This window comes from Paramesorhizobium endophyticum (genome assembly GCF_014640615.1).
GTDB lineage: Bacteria > Pseudomonadota > Alphaproteobacteria > Rhizobiales > Rhizobiaceae > Paramesorhizobium > Paramesorhizobium endophyticum.
In genome coordinates this window covers 198866-217446 of sequence record NZ_BMHH01000004.1, presented here as the reverse complement: position 1 = coordinate 217446, position 18581 = coordinate 198866, and the positions used below count along the sequence as shown (strand labels likewise).

General features: G+C 60.5%; 17 protein-coding genes. 5 read left to right on the top strand and 12 right to left on the bottom strand.

Going from position 1 to position 18581, the window contains the following annotated elements; translation table 11 throughout:
• Positions 1 to 5: 5 nt before the first annotated feature.
• Positions 6 to 2453, bottom strand: coding sequence for a nitrite reductase large subunit NirB (gene nirB, locus IEX53_RS07025; RefSeq protein WP_188822816.1), 2448 nt, complete (start codon positions 2451 to 2453; stop codon positions 6 to 8).
• Positions 2454 to 2479: 26 nt separating this feature from the next.
• Positions 2480 to 3721, bottom strand: a complete 1242-nt coding sequence (locus tag IEX53_RS07020) for an MFS transporter (protein WP_188822814.1) — start codon at positions 3719 to 3721, stop codon at positions 2480 to 2482.
• 447 nt (positions 3722 to 4168) lie between these two features.
• Here IEX53_RS07020 and IEX53_RS07015 point away from each other — a divergent pair, with 447 nt between their 5' ends.
• Together IEX53_RS07015 and IEX53_RS07010 are read left to right on the top strand one after the other, a co-directional pair.
• Positions 4169 to 4384, top strand: coding sequence for a ribbon-helix-helix protein, CopG family (locus IEX53_RS07015; protein WP_188822812.1), 216 nt, complete (start codon positions 4169 to 4171; stop codon positions 4382 to 4384).
• Positions 4378 to 4743, top strand: a complete 366-nt coding sequence (locus tag IEX53_RS07010; protein ID WP_188822810.1) for a type II toxin-antitoxin system VapC family toxin — start codon at positions 4378 to 4380, stop codon at positions 4741 to 4743. The genes IEX53_RS07015 and IEX53_RS07010 overlap by 7 nt, the downstream gene beginning before the upstream one ends.
• Before the next feature lie 14 nt (positions 4744 to 4757).
• Here the strand turns inward: IEX53_RS07010 and IEX53_RS07005 are convergent, their stop codons facing one another.
• A complete protein-coding gene (locus tag IEX53_RS07005; protein WP_188823038.1) occupies positions 4758 to 6029 on the bottom strand; it encodes a CmpA/NrtA family ABC transporter substrate-binding protein in 1272 nt (423 codons plus the stop codon).
• A gap of 19 nt (positions 6030 to 6048) precedes the next feature.
• The gene (locus tag IEX53_RS07000) at positions 6049 to 6639 is read right to left on the bottom strand and encodes an ANTAR domain-containing response regulator (RefSeq protein ID WP_188822808.1); all 591 of its coding nucleotides are present in this window, start codon (positions 6637 to 6639) and stop codon (positions 6049 to 6051) included.
• A 185-nt stretch (positions 6640 to 6824) separates the two neighbouring features.
• On the opposite strand from IEX53_RS07000, the gene IEX53_RS06995 reads away from it, so the two are divergent.
• Together IEX53_RS06995 and IEX53_RS06990 are read left to right on the top strand one after the other, a co-directional pair.
• Positions 6825 to 7100 (top strand): CopG family ribbon-helix-helix protein, encoded by a 276-nt coding sequence (locus IEX53_RS06995; protein WP_188822806.1) that lies wholly within the window; start codon positions 6825 to 6827, stop codon positions 7098 to 7100.
• Positions 7100 to 7378, top strand: coding sequence for a type II toxin-antitoxin system RelE/ParE family toxin (locus IEX53_RS06990; protein WP_188822804.1), 279 nt, complete (start codon positions 7100 to 7102; stop codon positions 7376 to 7378). The genes IEX53_RS06995 and IEX53_RS06990 overlap by 1 nt, the downstream gene beginning before the upstream one ends.
• A 10-nt stretch (positions 7379 to 7388) precedes the next feature.
• Here IEX53_RS06990 and IEX53_RS06985 read toward each other — a convergent pair whose 3' ends face one another.
• From IEX53_RS06985 to chvE, 4 genes are all read right to left on the bottom strand, one after another.
• On the bottom strand, positions 7389 to 8081 hold the full coding sequence (locus IEX53_RS06985) for a fumarylacetoacetate hydrolase family protein (protein WP_188822802.1): 693 nt from the start codon (positions 8079 to 8081) through the stop codon (positions 7389 to 7391).
• 136 nt (positions 8082 to 8217) lie between these two features.
• Complete coding sequence (mmsB, locus tag IEX53_RS06980) at positions 8218 to 9411, bottom strand: multiple monosaccharide ABC transporter permease (protein WP_188822800.1); 1194 nt, start codon at positions 9409 to 9411, stop codon at positions 8218 to 8220.
• 5 nt (positions 9412 to 9416) lie between these two features.
• Positions 9417 to 10943 carry a multiple monosaccharide ABC transporter ATP-binding protein gene (gene mmsA / locus IEX53_RS06975; protein WP_188822798.1) on the bottom strand — a complete coding sequence of 509 codons (1527 nt, stop codon included), beginning with the start codon at positions 10941 to 10943 and terminating at the stop codon, positions 9417 to 9419.
• A 125-nt stretch (positions 10944 to 11068) separates the two neighbouring features.
• Complete coding sequence (chvE, locus tag IEX53_RS06970) at positions 11069 to 12109, bottom strand: multiple monosaccharide ABC transporter substrate-binding protein (protein ID WP_188823037.1); 1041 nt, start codon at positions 12107 to 12109, stop codon at positions 11069 to 11071.
• A 568-nt stretch (positions 12110 to 12677) separates the two neighbouring features.
• Here chvE and IEX53_RS06965 point away from each other — a divergent pair.
• Complete coding sequence (locus IEX53_RS06965; RefSeq protein ID WP_188822796.1) at positions 12678 to 13700, top strand: LacI family transcriptional regulator; 1023 nt, start codon at positions 12678 to 12680, stop codon at positions 13698 to 13700.
• Between the two features lie 9 nt (positions 13701 to 13709).
• Here the strand turns inward: IEX53_RS06965 and IEX53_RS06960 are convergent, their stop codons facing one another.
• Genes IEX53_RS06960 through IEX53_RS06945 form a run of 4 tightly spaced genes read right to left on the bottom strand, consistent with a single transcriptional unit; the run spans position 13710 to position 18545 of the window.
• A complete protein-coding gene (locus IEX53_RS06960; RefSeq protein ID WP_188822794.1) occupies positions 13710 to 15713 on the bottom strand; it encodes an aldo/keto reductase in 2004 nt (667 codons plus the stop codon).
• Positions 15714 to 15750: 37 nt separating this feature from the next.
• Positions 15751 to 16836 carry an ABC transporter ATP-binding protein gene (locus tag IEX53_RS06955; protein WP_188822792.1) on the bottom strand — a complete coding sequence of 362 codons (1086 nt, stop codon included), beginning with the start codon at positions 16834 to 16836 and terminating at the stop codon, positions 15751 to 15753.
• Between the two features lie 15 nt (positions 16837 to 16851).
• Positions 16852 to 17688, bottom strand: a complete 837-nt coding sequence (locus IEX53_RS06950; RefSeq protein ID WP_188822790.1) for a carbohydrate ABC transporter permease — start codon at positions 17686 to 17688, stop codon at positions 16852 to 16854.
• Positions 17685 to 18545: a carbohydrate ABC transporter permease gene (locus tag IEX53_RS06945; RefSeq protein ID WP_188822789.1), complete on the bottom strand. Its 861-nt coding sequence runs from the start codon at positions 18543 to 18545 to the stop codon at positions 17685 to 17687. The genes IEX53_RS06950 and IEX53_RS06945 overlap by 4 nt, the downstream gene beginning before the upstream one ends.
• Positions 18546 to 18581 lie beyond the last annotated feature (36 nt).

Here is an 18581-nt window from a genome sequence, read left to right as displayed (position 1 = left end):
CTCCCTCACTCCGCCGCCTGATTGAATTCCACCGTCGCCATCGGCTTGAACTCGTGCTTGTCCTTGCCCGAGACGCGCTCGGACCAGGGGTCGACCTGGGCGAATTTCTGGCTGAAGACGAAGCGGTCGTAATAGGCCTTGCGCCGTTCCTTGTCGTCGAGGACTTGGCGCCGGATTTCGTCGTGGCCGACGCGTTTGGCCCATTTGTAGATGCGCTCCAGATAGCGGGCCTGCTCGCGGTACATTTGCGTCAGCGCCACGATCACCTCCAGCGCTTCATCCTCGGTCGAGACCAGCCCGAGTTTGTCGGTGCCCTTGATATCGAGCCCCGCCGCGCCAGCAAAATGGATCTCGAAGCCGGAATCGACGCAGATGACGCCGATGTCCTTGCAGGTCGCCTCGGCGCAGTTGCGCGGGCAGCCGGAAACCGCCAGCTTCAGCTTGGCCGGAGTCCACGAGCCCCACATGAATTTCTCTATACGGATGCCGAGCCCCGTCGAATCCTGCGTGCCGAAACGGCACCAGTCGGAGCCGACACAGGTTTTCACCGTCCTGAGACCCTTGGCATAAGCCTGCCCGGAGACGAAGCCCGCCTTGCCAAGATCGGCCCAGACCGCGGGCAGATCCTCCTTCTCGATGCCGAGCAGGTCGATGCGCTGACCGCCGGTGACCTTCACCATCGGAATGTTGAACTTGTCCACGACATCGGCGATGGCGCGCAATTCGTTCGCATTGGTCACGCCGCCCCACATGCGCGGCACGACCGAATAGGTTCCGTCCTTCTGGATGTTGGCATGGACGCGCTCATTGATGTAGCGCGACTGGTAATCGTCGGCATATTCATCCGGCCAGTCGCAGACGAGATAATAGTTGAGCGCCGGGCGGCATTTGGCGCAGCCGCAGGAGGTCTTCCACTCCAGTTCCTGCATGACCGCCGGGATGGTCTTGAGCTTCTTGGCCTTGATCAAACGCCGCACGTCGTCATGGCCCAGATCCGTGCAGCCGCACATGGGCTGGACGGCGGCGGGGTTGTACTTGTCGCCGAGCGTCAGCTTCATCAGCTGCTCGACCAGCCCGGTGCAGGAGCCGCAGGAGGCGGAAGCCTTGGTATGGGCCCGCACATCGTCCAGCGAGGTCAGGCCTTTCTCGGTGATCGTCCCGACGATCTTGCTCTTGCATACGCCGTTACAGCCGCAGATTTCCGCATCATCTGGCAAGGCTGCAACGGCCGCCATAGGGTCGAGGGGGGACCCTCCCTGATAGGCCTGGCCGAAAATAAGCGTGTCGCGCATTTCGGAGACGTCGGTCCCCTTGCGCAGCATGTCGAAGAACCAAGGGCCATCGCCCGTCTCGCCGTAGAGCACAGCGCCCAGAATGCGGTTTTCCTTCAGCACCAGCCGCTTGTAGATGCCCGCGCTCGCATCGCGCAGCACGATTTCCTCGCGGTCGGGCGCATCGGCGAAATCGCCGGCGGAATAAAGGCTTACGCCCGTTACTTTAAGCTGCGTCGCCGTTTCCACCGGGCGGAAGGCGGCGTCCTGTTTCAGCAGCGTCTTCGCCGCCACCTTCGCCATGTCATAGAGCGGCGCGACGAGGCCGTAGCAGATGCGCTCATGCTCGACGCACTCGCCAATGGCCAGAATGTCGGGGTCAGAGGACACCATCTGGTCGTTGACCACGATGCCGCGCTCAACATAAAGGCCCGCATCATTGGCGATGCGCACTTCGGGCCGGATGCCGACCGCCATCACCACGAGGTCCGCCTCATAGATGGTGCCGTCATCCAGCAGCACGCCTTCGACATGGGTGCTTCCCACAATGGCCTGCGTCTGCGCCTTGCAATGCACCTTGATGCCGCGGCTTTCCAACTCCTTCTGCAGCAGATAGCCGGCCGCCGGGTCGAGCTGGCGCTCCATCAGGTGCCCCATGAGGTGAAGCACAACCACTTCCATGCCGCGCAGGCGCAGCGCCGCCGCCGCCTCGAGGCCGAGAAGCCCGCCGCCGATCACCACAGCCTTGGCATTGGGCTTGCCCGCCGCCTCCACCATGGCGTTGACGTCGTCGAGGTCGCGGAAGGCGCGGACGCCCGGCAGATCCCTGCCCGCGATGGGGATGATGAAGGGCGCGGAGCCGGTCGCCACCACCAGCCGGTCATAGGGCGTCTCGCCCTTGGCGGTGACGATGAATTTGCCCTTGCGGTCGATCTTCGTCACCGTCTCGCCGAAGCGGCAGTTCACATTGTGCTTCGCATACCAGTCCGCATCATGCGTGACGATCTGCTCATAGGTCTTCTCACCCGCCAGCACCGGCGACAGCATGATGCGGTTGTAATTGCCGCGCGGCTCCGCACCGAAGAGCGTGACGTCGAAAGCGCCGGGCGCGGCCTCGAAAAGGTGCTCGAGCATACGGCCTGAAGCCATGCCGCTGCCGATGATGACGAGTTTTTCTGTCATATTTCCTGTTTCCCTAGTTATGCTCGTTATGCGGCAACCGCAGAGGCGGGGTGCTGCTGGCGCTGCAATTGCTTGACCGATAGATGCATCCAGACGAGAGATGCCGCAACGATGGCGAACAGCAGCATGAAGCAGCTGGACCAAAGGCCGGTCATGTCCTTGAGAAGGCCGAAGACGATCGGAAGGATGAAACCGCCAAGGCCGCCCATCATGCCGACGACACCGCCGACCGCGCCGATGCTTGTGGGGTAATAGGCCGGGATGTGCTTGTAGACGGCAGCTTTGCCGAGACTCATCACGAAGCCGAGCACGAAGATGACGGCGATGAACACCATGGGCGAAATGCTGGCCGCCGGCATCGACAGGATGAGCGTTGCCACCGCCGACACGGCGAACATGCCGTACATGACGCTGCGCGCGCCCTTTTTGTCCGAGAGCACGCCGCCGAATGCGCGGAAGATGCTGCCGGGGATCGAATAGGCGGCGGCGATCATGCCTGCGGCTGCCAAGTCGAAGCCGTAAACACCGACGAGATAGCGCGGCAGCCACAGCGACAGGGCGACAAAGCCGCCGAATGCGAAGAAGTAATAGAGCGAGAAGCGCCAGACCTGAACATTCCTGAGCGGCGCGAATTCCTGGGCAATGCTCCGCGGCGCGGCGCGGGTCAAGCGGCGTTCGCGATAGGCGGGATCATCCGTGGTGGTGAACCAGAAGATGACGGCCATGAGGGCGAGTCCGGCGGCCCAGATTTCCGCGACGGCCTGCCAGCCCCACGCGACGAGAACGAAGGGCGCTATGAATTTCGTCACCGCCGCGCCGACATTTCCCGCGCCGAAAATGCCGAGCGCTGTTCCCTGCTTTTCCGGCGGGAAAAAGGGCGAGACATAGGCGACGCCGACCGCGAAGGAGCCCCCCGCTAGGCCGACCCCGAGCCCGGCAATCAGCATTTGCGTATAGGTGGTGGCGTAGGAAAGCAGAAAGGTCGCCACCGCCGCCGCCAGCATGGTGAGCGTATAGACGAGGCGGCCGCCATAGCGGCTTGTCCATATGCCCAGCACGATGCGAATGACCGATCCGGTCAATATGGGCGTGCCCACCAGCAAGCCGAATTGTGCTTCGGTGAGGCCGAGTTCCTGTTTGATGCGAACGCCGATGATGGCGAAGATCGTCCACACCGCAAAGCAGACCGTGAAAGCGGTGGTCGACATCCACAATGCCCTGGCCGGTTCACCGGCCTGCATCGGTTCTGTTGTATTCAAATTGGTCATGCGCAGTTCCCCTTTGTTGGCGGAAGTCGGGCATAAAAAAACGCCGCTAAGATCATTCGCGTCCGGGGAATGGGAGATTCCCGCACGGACTTGAAAAACCTTGCGACGTCATTGTCCTTGGCCCGAACGCGCCATCCGCGTCCGGTTTCGCCCCGATCGCCATTGACCGGAGCATTGATAAGAGATGCAAGCCGCGTGCCAATTCGAGAGCGGTTTGGTAAGGGATTGATTTTTCTGGAAAGGCTCTAAGAAAAGGTGGATATGCCTATAAAATTGGCGTCATATTTATCGGCTTATTTTTAGGCAGGTGATTGCGGTGGCATCCTCTGCTGCCGATTCATTGAGCAGGTGCAGCATGAGAAATTCGGAGGTGGCAGGGATTGGTCGCTGCCCCTTCCATTACCTATCGACATATGATATACATGACATACATCACAGGAGTATGCGATGCGCGCCCTTATCGACATGAACGATGCACAGGTGGAAGCTCTTGACGCACTTGCCAAGCGGACGCGTCAATCCCGCGCGGCGCTGATCCGCGCGGCGATAGACGATTATCTCGATCGCCATCATCGCGAACAGGTCGAGGATGGCTTCGGCTTGTGGGGTGAGCGCAAGGTCGATGGCATAGCTTATCAGGAGAAGGTGCGCGGCGAATGGTAGGCGCGCTCTTCGACACCAACATCCTCATTGACCATCTGAACGCCGTTTCCCAAGCCCGTATGGAAATCGAGCGCTTCGAAAACCGGGCCATCAGTATTATCACCTGGATGGAGGTGATGGTCGGCGCAAATGCCGATCTGGTCGACGCGACGCGACTCTTCCTTGACGGCTTCAATGTTATCGCCCTGGACGACGCAATCGCCAACCGTGCCGTGGAATTGCGTCGAGCACACCGCATCAAACTGCCCGACGCAGTGATCTGGGCGACAGCGCAGACCGCCGGCCGCTTGCTTGTGACCCGCAATATCAAAGATTTTCCATCCCGCGATCCCGGGATACGCGTACCCTACACGCTGTAATAAACGCACGCCCCTCAGATTTCCTGATACCCCGCGCCAGCCGACGGCAACGCCTTCACCGCGAAGCCTGCGACATACTCCTCGATTTTCGTGGGATCGAAGACATGGCCGTCGATGAAGCCGTCACCCGGTTCGGCCCCTTCGATGCGGAAGTCTTTGTCGTCGGGAGCAGCGCCATGCCCGAGAATCTTGCGATAAAGATCGGGGCGGTAGGCAGAAGCCGCGCCTTCGACCCCGACCTTGGAGAAGGCCCCCTGCCCCCAGCGGATCATTTGGCTGTAGATCCACAGGGCATGGCTCGGACGCGGATAGTTAGCGTGACCGGCATGGAAGACGAAATAATCCTCCCCCACCCGCTCGCTGCCCTGCGGATTGATGGTGAACCGGCCGGCAAGGACGCGGCGAAGGATATCCACGGGGACGGCGACATAGCGGGCGTCGGCGAGGGCTTCCGCCAGCGCGTCGCGGTTTTCGGGCTGGTCACACCAGCGTGCGGCGGCGTCGAGCGCCACGATCAGCCGCGACAGGGTTTCGGGATGCGCGTCGGCCCATTCCGGACGCATGCCCAATACCTTTTCCGGCGCGGAGGGCCATAAATCCTGCTTGGTGGCGACGATGCAGCCAACGCCTCGCTCCGAGGCCACCATGTTCCAGGGCGCGCCGACGCAGAAGCCGTCGATGGCTCCCGCTTCAAGCGCATCGGAGGTGAGCGGTGGCGGCACGACGACAAGCCGCACATCAGCGTCGGGATCGATGCCTCCAGCGGCGAGCCAATAACGGAATTCATAGTTGTGGGAGGAAAAGGGGTAGGTCATGCCGAAGGTGAGCAGCGGCTCGCCCCGCTCCTTCATGAGCCGGATGACCCGCGCCAGCGCCTTTGCGTTATCCAGCGCATTCTCCGGCTCGGCAAGACCGCCCTCCCCTTGCATACGCGCATAGAGCCGCGTCGAAAGCGTGATGGCGTTGCCGCCGCGCCCCAGCGAGAATGGCGCGATGGTGGGCGACGGGTTGGAGCCGAGGCCGAGCATGGAAGCGACCGGCATGGGCGAGAGCATATGCGCAACATCGAACTGGCGGAAGGCAAGCCGGTCGCGCACATTCGCCCAGGACACATCCCTGACGAGATCGAGCGCGATCCCCTCGCGCGCGGCAAAGCCGAATTCCGCCGCCGCGATCAGCACCGCGCTATCGACCAGCGGAATGAACCCGGCACGCACGACCCGCGCGCCTTCGCTTGCGATCCTTCCCGGCAGCGGCGCGCCCTGCCCTGCCATGTCATGTGCCATGCTGTTCACGTCGTTTTCCTCATCGCATGAGAAGTCCCGCGGCGGTGACGACGCTGTGCGCGATCTCCGCGAGCTTCTTCTTCTCGTTCATGGCCGTCTGGCGCAAGAGCGCAAATGCTTCTTCTTCCGAGAGGTTGCGCATCCGCATCAAAATTCCCTTGGCGCGCTCAATGATCTTGCGCTCCTCCAAAGCAGATTTTGCATCCGCCAGCTCGCGCTGGAGGCGACTGAAGGCATTGAACCGGCTGACGGCAACATCCAGAATCGGCTTGACCCGTTCTTTCTTTAGCCCATCGACGATATAAGCCGAAACCCCCGCCTCCACCGCCGCCTCGATGGAAGCAGAATCGGCGCGGTCGACGAACATGGCTATGGGCCGGCTGACAGAGCGCGTTAGCTGAAACAGGTGCTCCATCATGTCGCGGTTGGGATTCTCGATATCGATGACGATAACATCCGGCTGCAGCGTCTCGATGATGCGCGCCACGCCCTGCACCTCGTGGATCACGGTCACCTGCGCATGCCCCGCCTCGCGCAACCCCTCCTCAATAATCGAGGCACGGATGGCGTTTTCGTCGATCACCAGAATGGTCAGGTCGCGATGCAGCATGATTCCTTCATGCCGCAGGGAAATTGTTTTCGCAACGCAATATTGCTGAAACAAAATGCAAAAATGTATGAGCCTATTTTTTAGGCCGACCGCAGCCTGACGTGTATTTTTGGCGGGATTCCCGACTTGACCGATTGAGATTTAATCAACATGATTAGAAGTAAATCAGATTGAAAGCACGATCCATGGCGCAAACAACCACTAAAGTTCTAACTGCACATATCCCGCTTCCGCTGGCCGAAAAGGTTGATCAGATGGCCGAGCGATTGGAGCGTTCACGCGGCTGGATCATGAAACAGGCACTTTCCGCCTGGCTTGAACAGGAAGAAGAGCGCGAGCGGCTAACGCGGGAGGCTCTTGCCGATGTAGATGCAGGTCAGGTTATAAGCCATCAAGCCGTTCAGGCGTGGGCGGATAGCCTGAGCACAGATATCCCGCTGCCAGTACCCATGCCGCGCTGATGGAACTGGAGTGGACCAGCAAAGCGCTTTCGGATTTAACGCGCCTTTATGAATTTCTGGCGCCGGTAAATAAGCCGGCTGCCGCGCGGGCGGTGCAAACGCTGACGAAGGCTCCAGCTATTTTGCAGACCCACCCGCGCATCGGCGAACAATTATTCGAGTATGAGCCGCGTGAGATCAGGCGGCTGCTCGTTGGGCATTACGAGGTCCGCTACGAAATTCGGAAATCGACCATTTCCATACTTCGTGTGTGGCATACGCGGGAAGAGCGACAATAGGCGGACGGGATCACAGAATCCGCGTCCGAATCGCCCCTACCCCGTCAATGCCGCCGTCGATCGTATCGCCGCGCTTGACCGCGCCGACGCCGGCCGGGGTTCCCGCGAAGATCAGATCTCCGGGCTGGAGCGTGAAAAGGCGAGAGAGATAGGAAATTATCTCGGGTACCTTCCAAATCATCTGCGCGAGGTCGCCATTCTGGCGTGGCTCGCCATTGACCTTGGCCCAGATCGCGCCTTTCGCCGGATAGCCGATTTGTGCGGCCGGAACGAGCGGCGTGCAGGGGGCGGAAAGCTCGAAAGCCTTGCCGGTTTCCCACGGACGGCCAAGCTTCTTCGCCTCGCCCTGCAGGTCGCGCCGCGTCATGTCGAGGCCGACGGCATAGCCGAAGACATGGTCGAGCGCCTGCTCAAGGGGAATATCCGTGCCGCCCTTCTCCAGCGCCACGACCAGTTCGATTTCATGGTGGAGATCGTTCGTCTGCGATGGATAAGGCATGTCCTCGCCCGAAAGCAGGAGCGAATCCGGGTTTTTCTGGAAGAAGAAGGGCGGCTCACGGTTAGGATCATGCCCCATCTCGATGGCGTGGTCGGCGAAATTGCGCCCGACGCAATAGATGCGATGCACGGGGAAGAGCGCGTCCGTGCCTTCGATCGGCAGGGTGGGAATCGGCAGGGGTGCGAAGAGATGTTTCTCAGGCATGGACAGAGCTTTCGTTCATGAATGACGGACGCATCTTTAAAGCGCTGAAAGCCCGGATGGAAGCGTTCATACGCAATCGGCCCGGGAACCTTTCGATTCCCGAGCCGATGCACCGATCACAATTCCAGGCGCGGAATTATTTGTTCTTGTTGTAGACGTCGAAGACGACTGCGGCGAGCAGCACCAGGCCCTTGATAACCTGCTGCCAATCGACATTGATGCCCATGATCGACATGCCATTGTTCATGACGCCCATGATGGCAGCGCCGATGACCGCTCCCAATACCTGGCCGACGCCGCCCATGGCGGAAGCACCGCCGACGAACACCGCAGCGATGACGTCGAGTTCGGCGCCCAAGCCCGCCTTCGGCGTCGCCGTGGTGAGGCGCGCGGTGATGATCAAACCAGCCAGCGCGGCCAGAACGCCCATGTTGACGAAGGTGACGAAGGTCAGCCGGTCGGTGCGGATGCCGGAGAGTTTCGCCGCTTTCTCATTGCCGCCCATGGCATAAATCCTGCGGCCGATAATGGTGTGCTTCGTGACAAAGGCGAAAATCCCGATCAGCACCGCCATGACGATGAGCACGTTGGGCAAGCCCTTGTAGGTTGCCATCAGATAGCACAGCCACAGAGCAATGCCGCCGATGACGATATTCTTGGCCGCGAAGAGCATGAAAGGCTCGGCGCCATAGCCGTTCTGCTCGCGCTTGATACGGTTGCGTATGCTGGACCAGACGATGCAGCCGACAAGCACGATGCCGATGAGCATGGTCGTCATGTGGATGCCATAGCCGGGGAAGAAGTCCGGAATGAAGCCATTGGAGAGCAGCTGGAACTGCGGCGGAAGCGGGCCGATCGACCGGTTGCCCAGAAGCGCCTGCATGAGGCCCCGGAAAACCAGCATGCCCGCGAGCGTGACGATGAAGGAAGGTATTTTGTGATAGGCGACCCAATAACCCTGGGCCGCGCCGATGACGCCGCCCATGACGAGGCAGAGGATCGTCGCCGGGACGACAGGGACACCCCATTTCACCATCATCATCGCCGAAAGCGCGCCGATGAAGCCCGCGACCGAACCGACCGAAAGGTCTATATGCCCCGCCACGATCACCAGCAGCATGCCCAGCGCCATGATGATGATGTAGCTGTTCTGCAGCACCAGATTGGTGAGGTTCAGCGGGCGAAACAGCGTACCGTCAGTCGTGTACTGGAAGAACAGCATGATCAGGATCAGCGCCGCGACCAGCCCGTAGTCCCGGAAATTAATGTATGCGGACAGCGACTGTTTCGGTTTTGCCGTGTTCGTTTCGGCAGATGCGATTTCACTCATAGTTGTTACACCCTTCCCTCAGCGCGGATGATCGTTCTCATGATCTTTTCCTGGCTGGCTTCGCTGGCTGGCATTTCTCCGACGAGGCGGCCTTCGTTCATCACATAGATGCGGTCGCATATGCCGAGAAGTTCGGGCATTTCGGAGGAGATCACCAGAATGCCCTTCCCTTCATTCGCCAGTTTGTTGATGATTTCATAGATTTCATATTTCGCGCCGACATCGATGCCGCGCGTCGGCTCGTCGAGGATCAGCAGGTCCGGGTCCGAGAACAGCCATTTCGACAGCACGACCTTCTGCTGGTTGCCGCCCGAGAGATTCCCGGTCACCTGATAGACATTCGATGAGCGCAGCTTGGTCTTGGTGCGGTACTCGTTGGCGACCTTCAGCTCGGCGAAATCGTCGATGACGCCGCTCTTGGACACGCCTTTGAGATTGGCAAGCGTCACATTGTGCTTGATATGGTCGATGAGGTTGAGGCCGTAGGTCTTGCGGTCCTCCGTCGCGTAGGCGAGGCCGTTCTCGACCGCCTTGTTGACCGTCGAAACATCGACCTTGCGGCCATGGAGATAGACCTCGCCGCTGATGTTGCGGCCATAGGATTTGCCGAAAACGCTCATGGCGAATTCAGTGCGCCCCGCGCCCATCAGCCCGGCAATGCCGACGATCTCGCCCGCGCGGACATTCAGGTTGATTCCCTTGATCATCTGGCGGTCGGGGTGCTGCTGGTTATAGACGACCCAGTTCTTCACCTCGAAAAGCACGTCGCCGATCTTGGGCGTCCGCTTCGGGTAGCGGTCCGACAATTCGCGGCCCACCATGGCGGTGACGATGCGCTCGTCGCTGATGTCGTCCTTTTCCAGCGTCTCGACCGTCGTGCCGTCGCGCAGCACGGTGATGCGGTCGGCGACCTTTTCCACCTCGTTGAGCTTGTGCGAGATGAGGATCGAGGAAATGCCCTGCGCCTTGAACTCCAGCAGCAGCTCGAGCAGCGCGTCGCTGTCCTTTTCGTTGAGGCTCGCCGTCGGCTCGTCGAGGATCAGCAGCTTCACTTCCTTGGAGAGCGCCTTGGCGATCTCGATCATTTGCTGCTTGCCGACACCGAGGGTAGTGACCAGCGTCGCGGGGTTTTCGTTGAGCCCGACCTTCTGCAGCAGCTCACGCGTCCGCTTCTCGGAAATGTCCCAGTCGATGACGCCGCGATGCGCCTGCTCATTGCCGAGGAAGATGTTCTCGGTGATCGAAAGCAGCGGGACGAGCGCCAACTCCTGATGGATGATGATGATGCCGAGGCGCTCGCTGTCCTGAATGCCGCGAAAGCGCTGCTCCTCACCATTATAGATGATCTGGCCTTCATAGCTGCCATGGGGATAGACGCCTGACAGCACCTTCATAAGGGTCGACTTGCCGGCGCCGTTTTCTCCGACCAGCGCATGAATCTCGCCCCTGGCCACGGCGAGATTGACATTGTCCAAGGCTTTCACACCGGGAAAGCTCTTGGAGATATTCCGCATTTCAAGGATCGTGTCCATGCTGATCCACACCCGCATAAATCAAACCGCTTTCATCGCCATGCCCAAGGGATGACTATCCCGAGGGAGGCAGCGATAAAGCGGCAGGAAGGGCCCCGGAATGCCGAGGCCCAGTGTCCAGACTCTTACTTGAGCTGGTCTTCCTTGTAGTAACCGGAACCGACCAGAACGTCCTTCCAGTTCTCCTTGGTCACGAGAACTGGCTTCAGCAGGTAGGCAGGAACGACCTTGACGCCATTGTTGTAGGTCTTGGTGTCGTTGACTTCCGGCTCCTTGCCGGTGCCAATGGCATCGATCATGTTGGCCGTGACCTTGGCGAGTTCGCGGGTGTCCTTGAAGATGGTCGAGTACTGCTCGCCCGCGATAATCGATTTGACCGACGGGACTTCCGCATCCTGGCCCGAGACGTAAGGGAACGGCTGATCCTTCGTGCCGTAGCCTACGCCGCGCAGCGAGGAGAGGATGCCGATGGAGATGCCGTCATAGGGCGACAGCACGGCATTGACCTTCTTGTCGGTGTAGTAGGCCGAGAGCAGGTTGTCCATGCGGGCCTGGGCGGCGGCGCCATCCCAGCGCAGCGTGCCGACCTTGTCCATGCCGGTCTGGCCGGACTGGACGACGAGTTCGCCCTTGTCGATGTAGGGCTGCAGCACGGACATCGCGCCATCATAGAAGAAATAGGCGTTGTTGTCGTCAGGCGAGCCGCCGAACAGCTCGATGTTGAAGGGACCCTTCTTCTCCGGCAGGCCGAGCGCGTCGACGAGCGACTTCGCCTGCAGGACTCCGACCTGGAAATTGTCGAAGGTCGTGTAGTAGTCGACATTTGGTGTGTCGCGGATCAGGCGGTCATAGGCGATGACCTTGATGCCGGCGTCATGCGCCTGCTGCAGCGCGCTGGAAAGCGTCGTGCCGTCGATCGCGGCGACCACGAGGACCTTCACGCCCTTGGTGATCATGTTCTCGATCTGCGACAGCTGGTTCGGGATGTCATCTTCGGCGTATTGCAGGTCGGTCTTGTAACCGCGCTCCTGCAGCGTCTTCACCATGTTGTCGCCATCGGCGATCCAGCGCGCGGACGACTTCGTCGGCATGGAGATGCCGATCGTGCCCTTCTCCTGCGCCATGGTCGGAGCGGCGGCGGCTCCCATCCAGGCGACGGACAGCATCGCTGCCAAAGCAGTCTTGAGTATTTTCACGGGTATCCTCCCAGTTGCTGATCACATTCCGGACGCACCCATCTCAAGCCTCGACTCCAAGGTCTTGACTCGAGACAGGGCGACCGATCCCACCCAAGCCCGGATATTGGTGAACCCTCCCCTTCGACCCCGATCACAGGATCAAACGCGCTGACGCTTCAGGGAAATTGCCTCCGCCTCCCGGGCTTAAATTATATGATATGATTTTTTAAAACGGTTCATTTGTCAACTGGGATGGAGACGACGCCTTGTTTATTCTACCGCAGCGGGCAATTTCAAGCATTTCACCACCTCCTTCCGTGTCGCGTTGGCGGAGGATTTCCGCAGGGCTGTGCTCGATCTTAAGGGGTTTTTGCAACCATTTTACGTAAAAGGAAATGCTTCTCCTTGGGGATGACGTGAAAATGAAGGGCGTGTTACCCTTACGGGCCGCCCTATCGGGACAGGTTCAACGAAACTGGGGAAAACTTTTTCCCAAGAAAAAGCGGGCTATGCGATATACCGCCATTCGCCCAGAAAAAGGCGGGAGGCTGTTGGCATGAAGAGTGAAACAGAGAGCGACAAGCCGGAGGCACAGACCCCGCCGGAAAGCGACCGGCCGACTCTCAAGACCATCGCCTTCATGGCGGGGCTTGGCGTCACGACCGTTTCCCGCGCGCTGAAGGATGCGCCGGAGATCGGCATCGAGACGCGCAAGCGCGTCCAGCTGATTGCGCGGCAGGTGGGATACCGGCCCAACCGCGCCGGGGTTCGCCTGCGCACCGGCAAGACCAATGTCATCGCGCTCGTGCTCAACACGCAGGACGAAATCATGGGCTTCACCTCGCATGTGGTCCATGGCGTTTCCGAAGTGCTGGCCAACACGCAATATCACCTGATCGTCACGCCTTATTCCCACTCCAAGGATCCGATGGAGCCGATCCGCTATATCGTGGAGACGGGTTCGGCGGATGGCATCATCTTTTCCCGCACGGAGCCTGACGATGCGCGGGTGCGTTATCTGAGCGAGCACAACGTGCCCTTCGCCACCCATGGGCGCACCGATATGGGCATCGAGCATCCGTTCCATGATTTCGACAATTACAGCTTCGCCCGCAATGTGGCCGCCCGGCTTGCCGAACGCGGGCGCCGCCGGCTGGCGATCCTGACGCCGCCGCCGCATCTGACCTACTACAGTCACATGGTGAACGGCTTTTTCGACGGCGCGCGGGAAAATGGCTACACCGCCCACATCCTGCCCGGTATCGACATCGACGCGCCGCTCGACGTATTGCGCGAACGCGTCCAGGCGATCATGCGCCAGGGCGACCGACCGGATGGGATCGTCTGCGCATCGAGCGCTGCCGCCATCGCCACCGTGGCCGGCCTGGAAGCCGCGGGGCTGCGACTGGGGGTTGAAGTGGATGTCGCCGCGAAACAATCCTCAGACATCCTGCCATGGTTCCGGCCCGAACTCATCGTCGTCGGCGAAAGTTTCAAGCTCGCCGGGCGCAAGCTGGCCGAGGCGGTTCTCGCCCGGATCGCGGGAGCCGACCCGGGCACGCTGCAAAGCATCGGATAACGTTACCCGCTATCCCTCCAGCCATGCCAGCTGTTCTGGCTTGAGCCTGATATCGAGCGCCGAAAGACTGTCTTCCAGCTCGCCGACCGTGCGCGGGCCGATGAGCGATATCACGGGGAAGGCTTGCGCGATGACATAGGCGAGCGCGATGTGGATCGGGTGGCGGCCAAGCTGCTCTGCCAGTTCGATGGCCCTTTCGCGGCGCTCGAAATTGCGGTCGGAATACCAGGTCCGCACCATCTCCTCGTCATCCCGCTTGTCGCGTCCCACCCGCTCGGTGAAGAAGCCTCTCCCCTGGCTCGACCAGGCGAAATTGGGGATATTGCGCGCCTTCAGCCATTCCTTCCATTCATCGCCGGAAGCCGCGACGCATCCCGCCCAAATCGGCTCGAGCATTTCCGCAAGCGAGAAATTGTTGGAAAGCGCCGCCGGGGCCGTCTTGTCCGACTTTTCCGCATAGGCGATGGCCTCGTCCATGCGCTCGCGCGTCCAGTTCGAGCCGCCGAAAATGCCGCGAATACGTCCGCGCCGCACTTCCGCATCCATGGCATCGACGAACTCGCCCACCGGGACGGCAGGATTGTCGCGATGCATGAAATAGACATCGACATAGTCGGTCTTCAGCCGCTCCAGCGACTGGTCGAGCTGTTTCGAGATGATATCCGGATAGCAGAGCGGCGAATGCGCGCCCTTGCCGATCAGCACGATCTCTTCCCGTGGCGCGTTGCGGCTCGTGTGCCAGTCGCCGAAGATCGCTTCTGTCTGCCCGCCGTTATAGATGAAGGCCGTATCGAACAGATTGCCACCCGCTTCATAGAAGGCGTCCAGCGTCAGCGAAGCCGAGGCGAAATTGGGGAAGAACTCGAACCCCAGCGCCACGGCGGATGCGGGCTTTGCGAGGCCGGGAATCTGCCGTTTTGGTATAGCGTTGCCGGGGCGCACCGTTTCGCCCGCGATATTCTTCACCCGCTTCGCCGCAGTCTCGACGCCATATTCCAGCCCCGCAGCGGCACGCCATTGGTCCATAACCCGCAGATTGCCGAGCGAATCGGCCCAACTCATGCCGGGGCTTGCAAACTCCTGCCGGCTCGCCCGGATCGCTTCGCCCGCAGCGTCCACTTCGAAGGCGTAAAGCCATCCCTCCTCGCGGACCTCGACGGTCTCCCGATCGTTCCCGTGGATAATCTCGATACGCCCTACCCCGCCCTTGTGCCCGGAAGCGAACCAGAAGTCCTCGACCTCGATACGGCCCGTTTCTCCGATAATGCGCAACACATTGTCCTGCTTCGCCATGATGGAACACGATACATCGGCAATGATGCCGCCTGGAAATTTCAGCACGGCGGAAGCCCACTCATCGACGCCGGACGCCCCTAGATGGGCAACGCCGAACATTTTTTCCGGCTCGGCAAAAGGCTTACCTTCCGCTGCACCTGCGATCAGCCTGGCCATAGAGACTGGGTAGCCCCCCACGTCGAGAATGCCGCCCCCGGCAGTGTCATTCGCGAACAACCGATGGTCGGGCCGGAAGCTGCCCATGCTGAAGCCGAAGCTGGAGCGGATGATGCGGATATCGCCGATAACGCCCTGCTTAATCAGTTCGACGAGCTTCGCCGTTTGGGGGTGCAGGCGGTACATATACGCCTCGCCAGCAAAGACCCGGGCCTTTTTCGCCTCATGGAAAATCGCATCGGCATCATAGGCTGAAAGCGCAATCGGCTTTTCCACAAGGACATGCTTTCCGGCGCGGATGGCCTTGATCGCCCATTCGACGTGGAGGGTATGAGGGGTGGCGATATAGACGGCGTCGATCTCGGGATCGCTCAGGAGCGCCTCATAGCCATGGAGAACCCGCGCGCCGGGAAATGCCTCGCCAAGGCCCGGCTTGTCCGGATTGCGCGTGGCGATGGCGGCGAGCTCGCCGGTTTTCGAATGGGCGATGCCATCGGCGAAGGTGCGTGCGATGGTGCCTGGGCCGATGATGCCCCAGCGGATCTTTTGGACGGATGTCATTGAAAAACCTCTGGAATGGTCGGGTTGTAAGGGAGGATCAGCGCAGGCGGTGGCCGCCTGCGTCGAAGAGGAAGGTTTTGTTCAGGGGAATGCCCACCGTCAGGTGGTGCTGATTGGCAAGACCGCGCGAATCCGGGCGCTCGATGACCAGCGGCGCGCCTCCCGCGAGGCGGGCGTGGACATAGCTGGTGTTGCCCAGATGCTCCGCCATATCGACATGGACGATCAAATCGACGTCGCCCATACCGCTATCGCGGAAATGCTCGGGCCGGATGCCTAGCGTGACGGACGTGCCTTCTGCAAGTTGCGTCGCAAGCGGCAGCGTGAGCCGCAAGGCGGGATCGCCATCGAGAGAGACGGCGACGCCATCCTCGCCTGCACCTGATATCTTCGCCGCCAGAAAATTCATCTTGGGGGAGCCGACAAAGCCGGCGACGAACCGGTTGGCGGGATTGTCATAGAGGTCAAGCGGCGCGCCGACCTGCTCTATATTGCCGCCGCGCATCACGACGATCTTGTCGGCGAGCGTCATCGCCTCGGTCTGGTCATGAGTTACATAGATCATCGTCGTGCCGAGTTGTTTGTGCAGACGGGCGATCTCGACGCGCATCTGCACGCGCAATTCGGCGTCGAGATTCGACAGCGGCTCGTCGAACAGGAAAACCTGCGGCTCGCGCACGATGGCGCGGCCGATGGCGACGCGCTGGCGCTGGCCACCGGAAAGCTCCTTCGGCCGCCGGTGCATCAGCTCGGCGATCTGCAGGATTTCCGCGGCGCGGCGCACGCGCTTGGCCGTATCCTCCTTAGGATTGCCATTCATCCTTAGGCCGAAGGACAAGTTCTCCTCCACCGTCATATGCGGGTAGAGCGCATAGGACTGGAACACCATTGCAATGCCGCGATCGGCGGGCTCTGCATCATTGACGATCTTACCCCCAATGGCGATTTCGCCGCCCGAAATATCCTCCAGCCCCGCAATCATGCGCAGCAGGGTAGATTTGCCGCAGCCGGACGGGCCTACGAACACCACGAACTCGCCATCGGCGATGTCAAGATTGGCGCCGTGAATGATTTCCAGCGTACCGTAACGCTTGACGACATTTTTTAGCACAAGGCCAGCCATGACCCGCTCCCCCGATTATTTGACGGCGCCGGCGGCGATGCCGGCAATGAAATGGCGCTGCAGGAAAACGAACACGGCAAGCACTGGCGCGGTCAGCAGAACGGCGCCCGCCATGATGCCTCCCCACGAAACCTTTGTAAGGCCGATGAGCGTACCGAGCGCCACCGGCGCGGTCATCATGCCGGGCCGGGAATTAACGAGGAGCGGCCAGAGGTAATTGTTCCACGACGCGAGGAACAGAATGATGGACAGCGCCGCCATGGTGGGGCGCGCGAGCGGCAGCGCGATGCGCAGGAATATCTGCCATTCCTTGACGCCCTCGACGCGGGCGGCATCGAAAAGCTCCGATGGCATCATGGAGAATGCCTGCCGCATAAAAAGTACGCCGAGCGAGTTGAAAAGCGGCGGCACGATCAGCGCGATCCATGTATTGGCGAGCTTGAACTCCCGCGCGACCATGATGAATTGCGGGATGACCACCACCGCAAAGGGCAGCGTAATGGTGCCGAGAATAATGGCGATGACCACGGATTTTCCGGCGAAGCGGTAGCGTACGAGCGCCCACCCGGCCATCGAGGTCAAAAGCACCGACAACACCGTGTAGATGATGGCGACCGTGATGGAGATGAACATGGCTCGCAGGAAATTGGTGTTGCCCTGAAGGACGTGGAAGTTCTCCAGAAAATTGGTCGACGGCGTCAGCACGATCTCGGGGCTGAAAATGCCGTGATCCGGCATGGTGGAGAAGATGAACATCATCCACAGCGGAAACAGCCAGATGAGCGCCAGCGGGGTCAGCACGGCGTGGAGACCGATCTTCTGCCAGAGCAGGGTTCTGGATCTGGATCTCATTTCGATTCCCTCCCGGCCCACAGATTGAGAAGCGATATGGCGATGGCGAGTGCTGCCATGGTGTAGGCAATGGCCGAGGCGTAGCCGAAATTCAGCGAAGTGAAGCCCTGCCGATAGAGCAGGAGGCCGAGCGTCTCCGTTGCCCCGCCGGGACCGCCCCTGTTGGTGATGAGGAACGGCTCGGTGAAGAGCTGCATCGTGCCGATGACAGACAGAACCACGCAGAACATGATGATGGGTTTCAGGAGCGGCAGCGTGATGTGGAAGAACTGCTGGCGCTTGCTCACCCGGTCGAGCGTGGCGGCTTCGTAGACGTCGCTTGGGATGGATTGCAGTCCGGCGAGGATAATGATGGCGTTGTAGCCCGCCCAGCGCCAGGTGACGGCGATGATGAGCAGCGCCATGGCGGCGTTGCCGTTGTCGAACCAGGAGATGGGCGCAAGCCCCACCGAGGTGATCAGCTTGTTTATGATGCCGAAATCGGCGCTGAACATCACCCGGAACACGGCAGCATAGGCAACCTCGCCGACGACCACAGGCGCGAAAAAAGCGAAGCGGTAGAAGGGACGCGCCTTTAGCAGCGGCGAATTCAGGAGAACAGCCATGATCGTGGCGAGCGCGATCATGACAGGAACCTGTATCACAAGAATGATCAGCGTATTGTACAGCGCGTTGTAGAAGGCGGGATCGGCGATGAGCCGGCCCCAGTTAAGCGACGGTGCGAAGCGCCATGGATTGACGCGGGTGTTCTGGAACGACAGCAGGAACGAGTCGATGATCGGCCAGACCCAGAACACCGCGAAGATCAATAGATAGGGGGCGAGGAACGCGTAGGCGATCCGGTTATTGAGCCGCATGGCGACCTCCGACAGACCGATATTGATGAGAAGGAC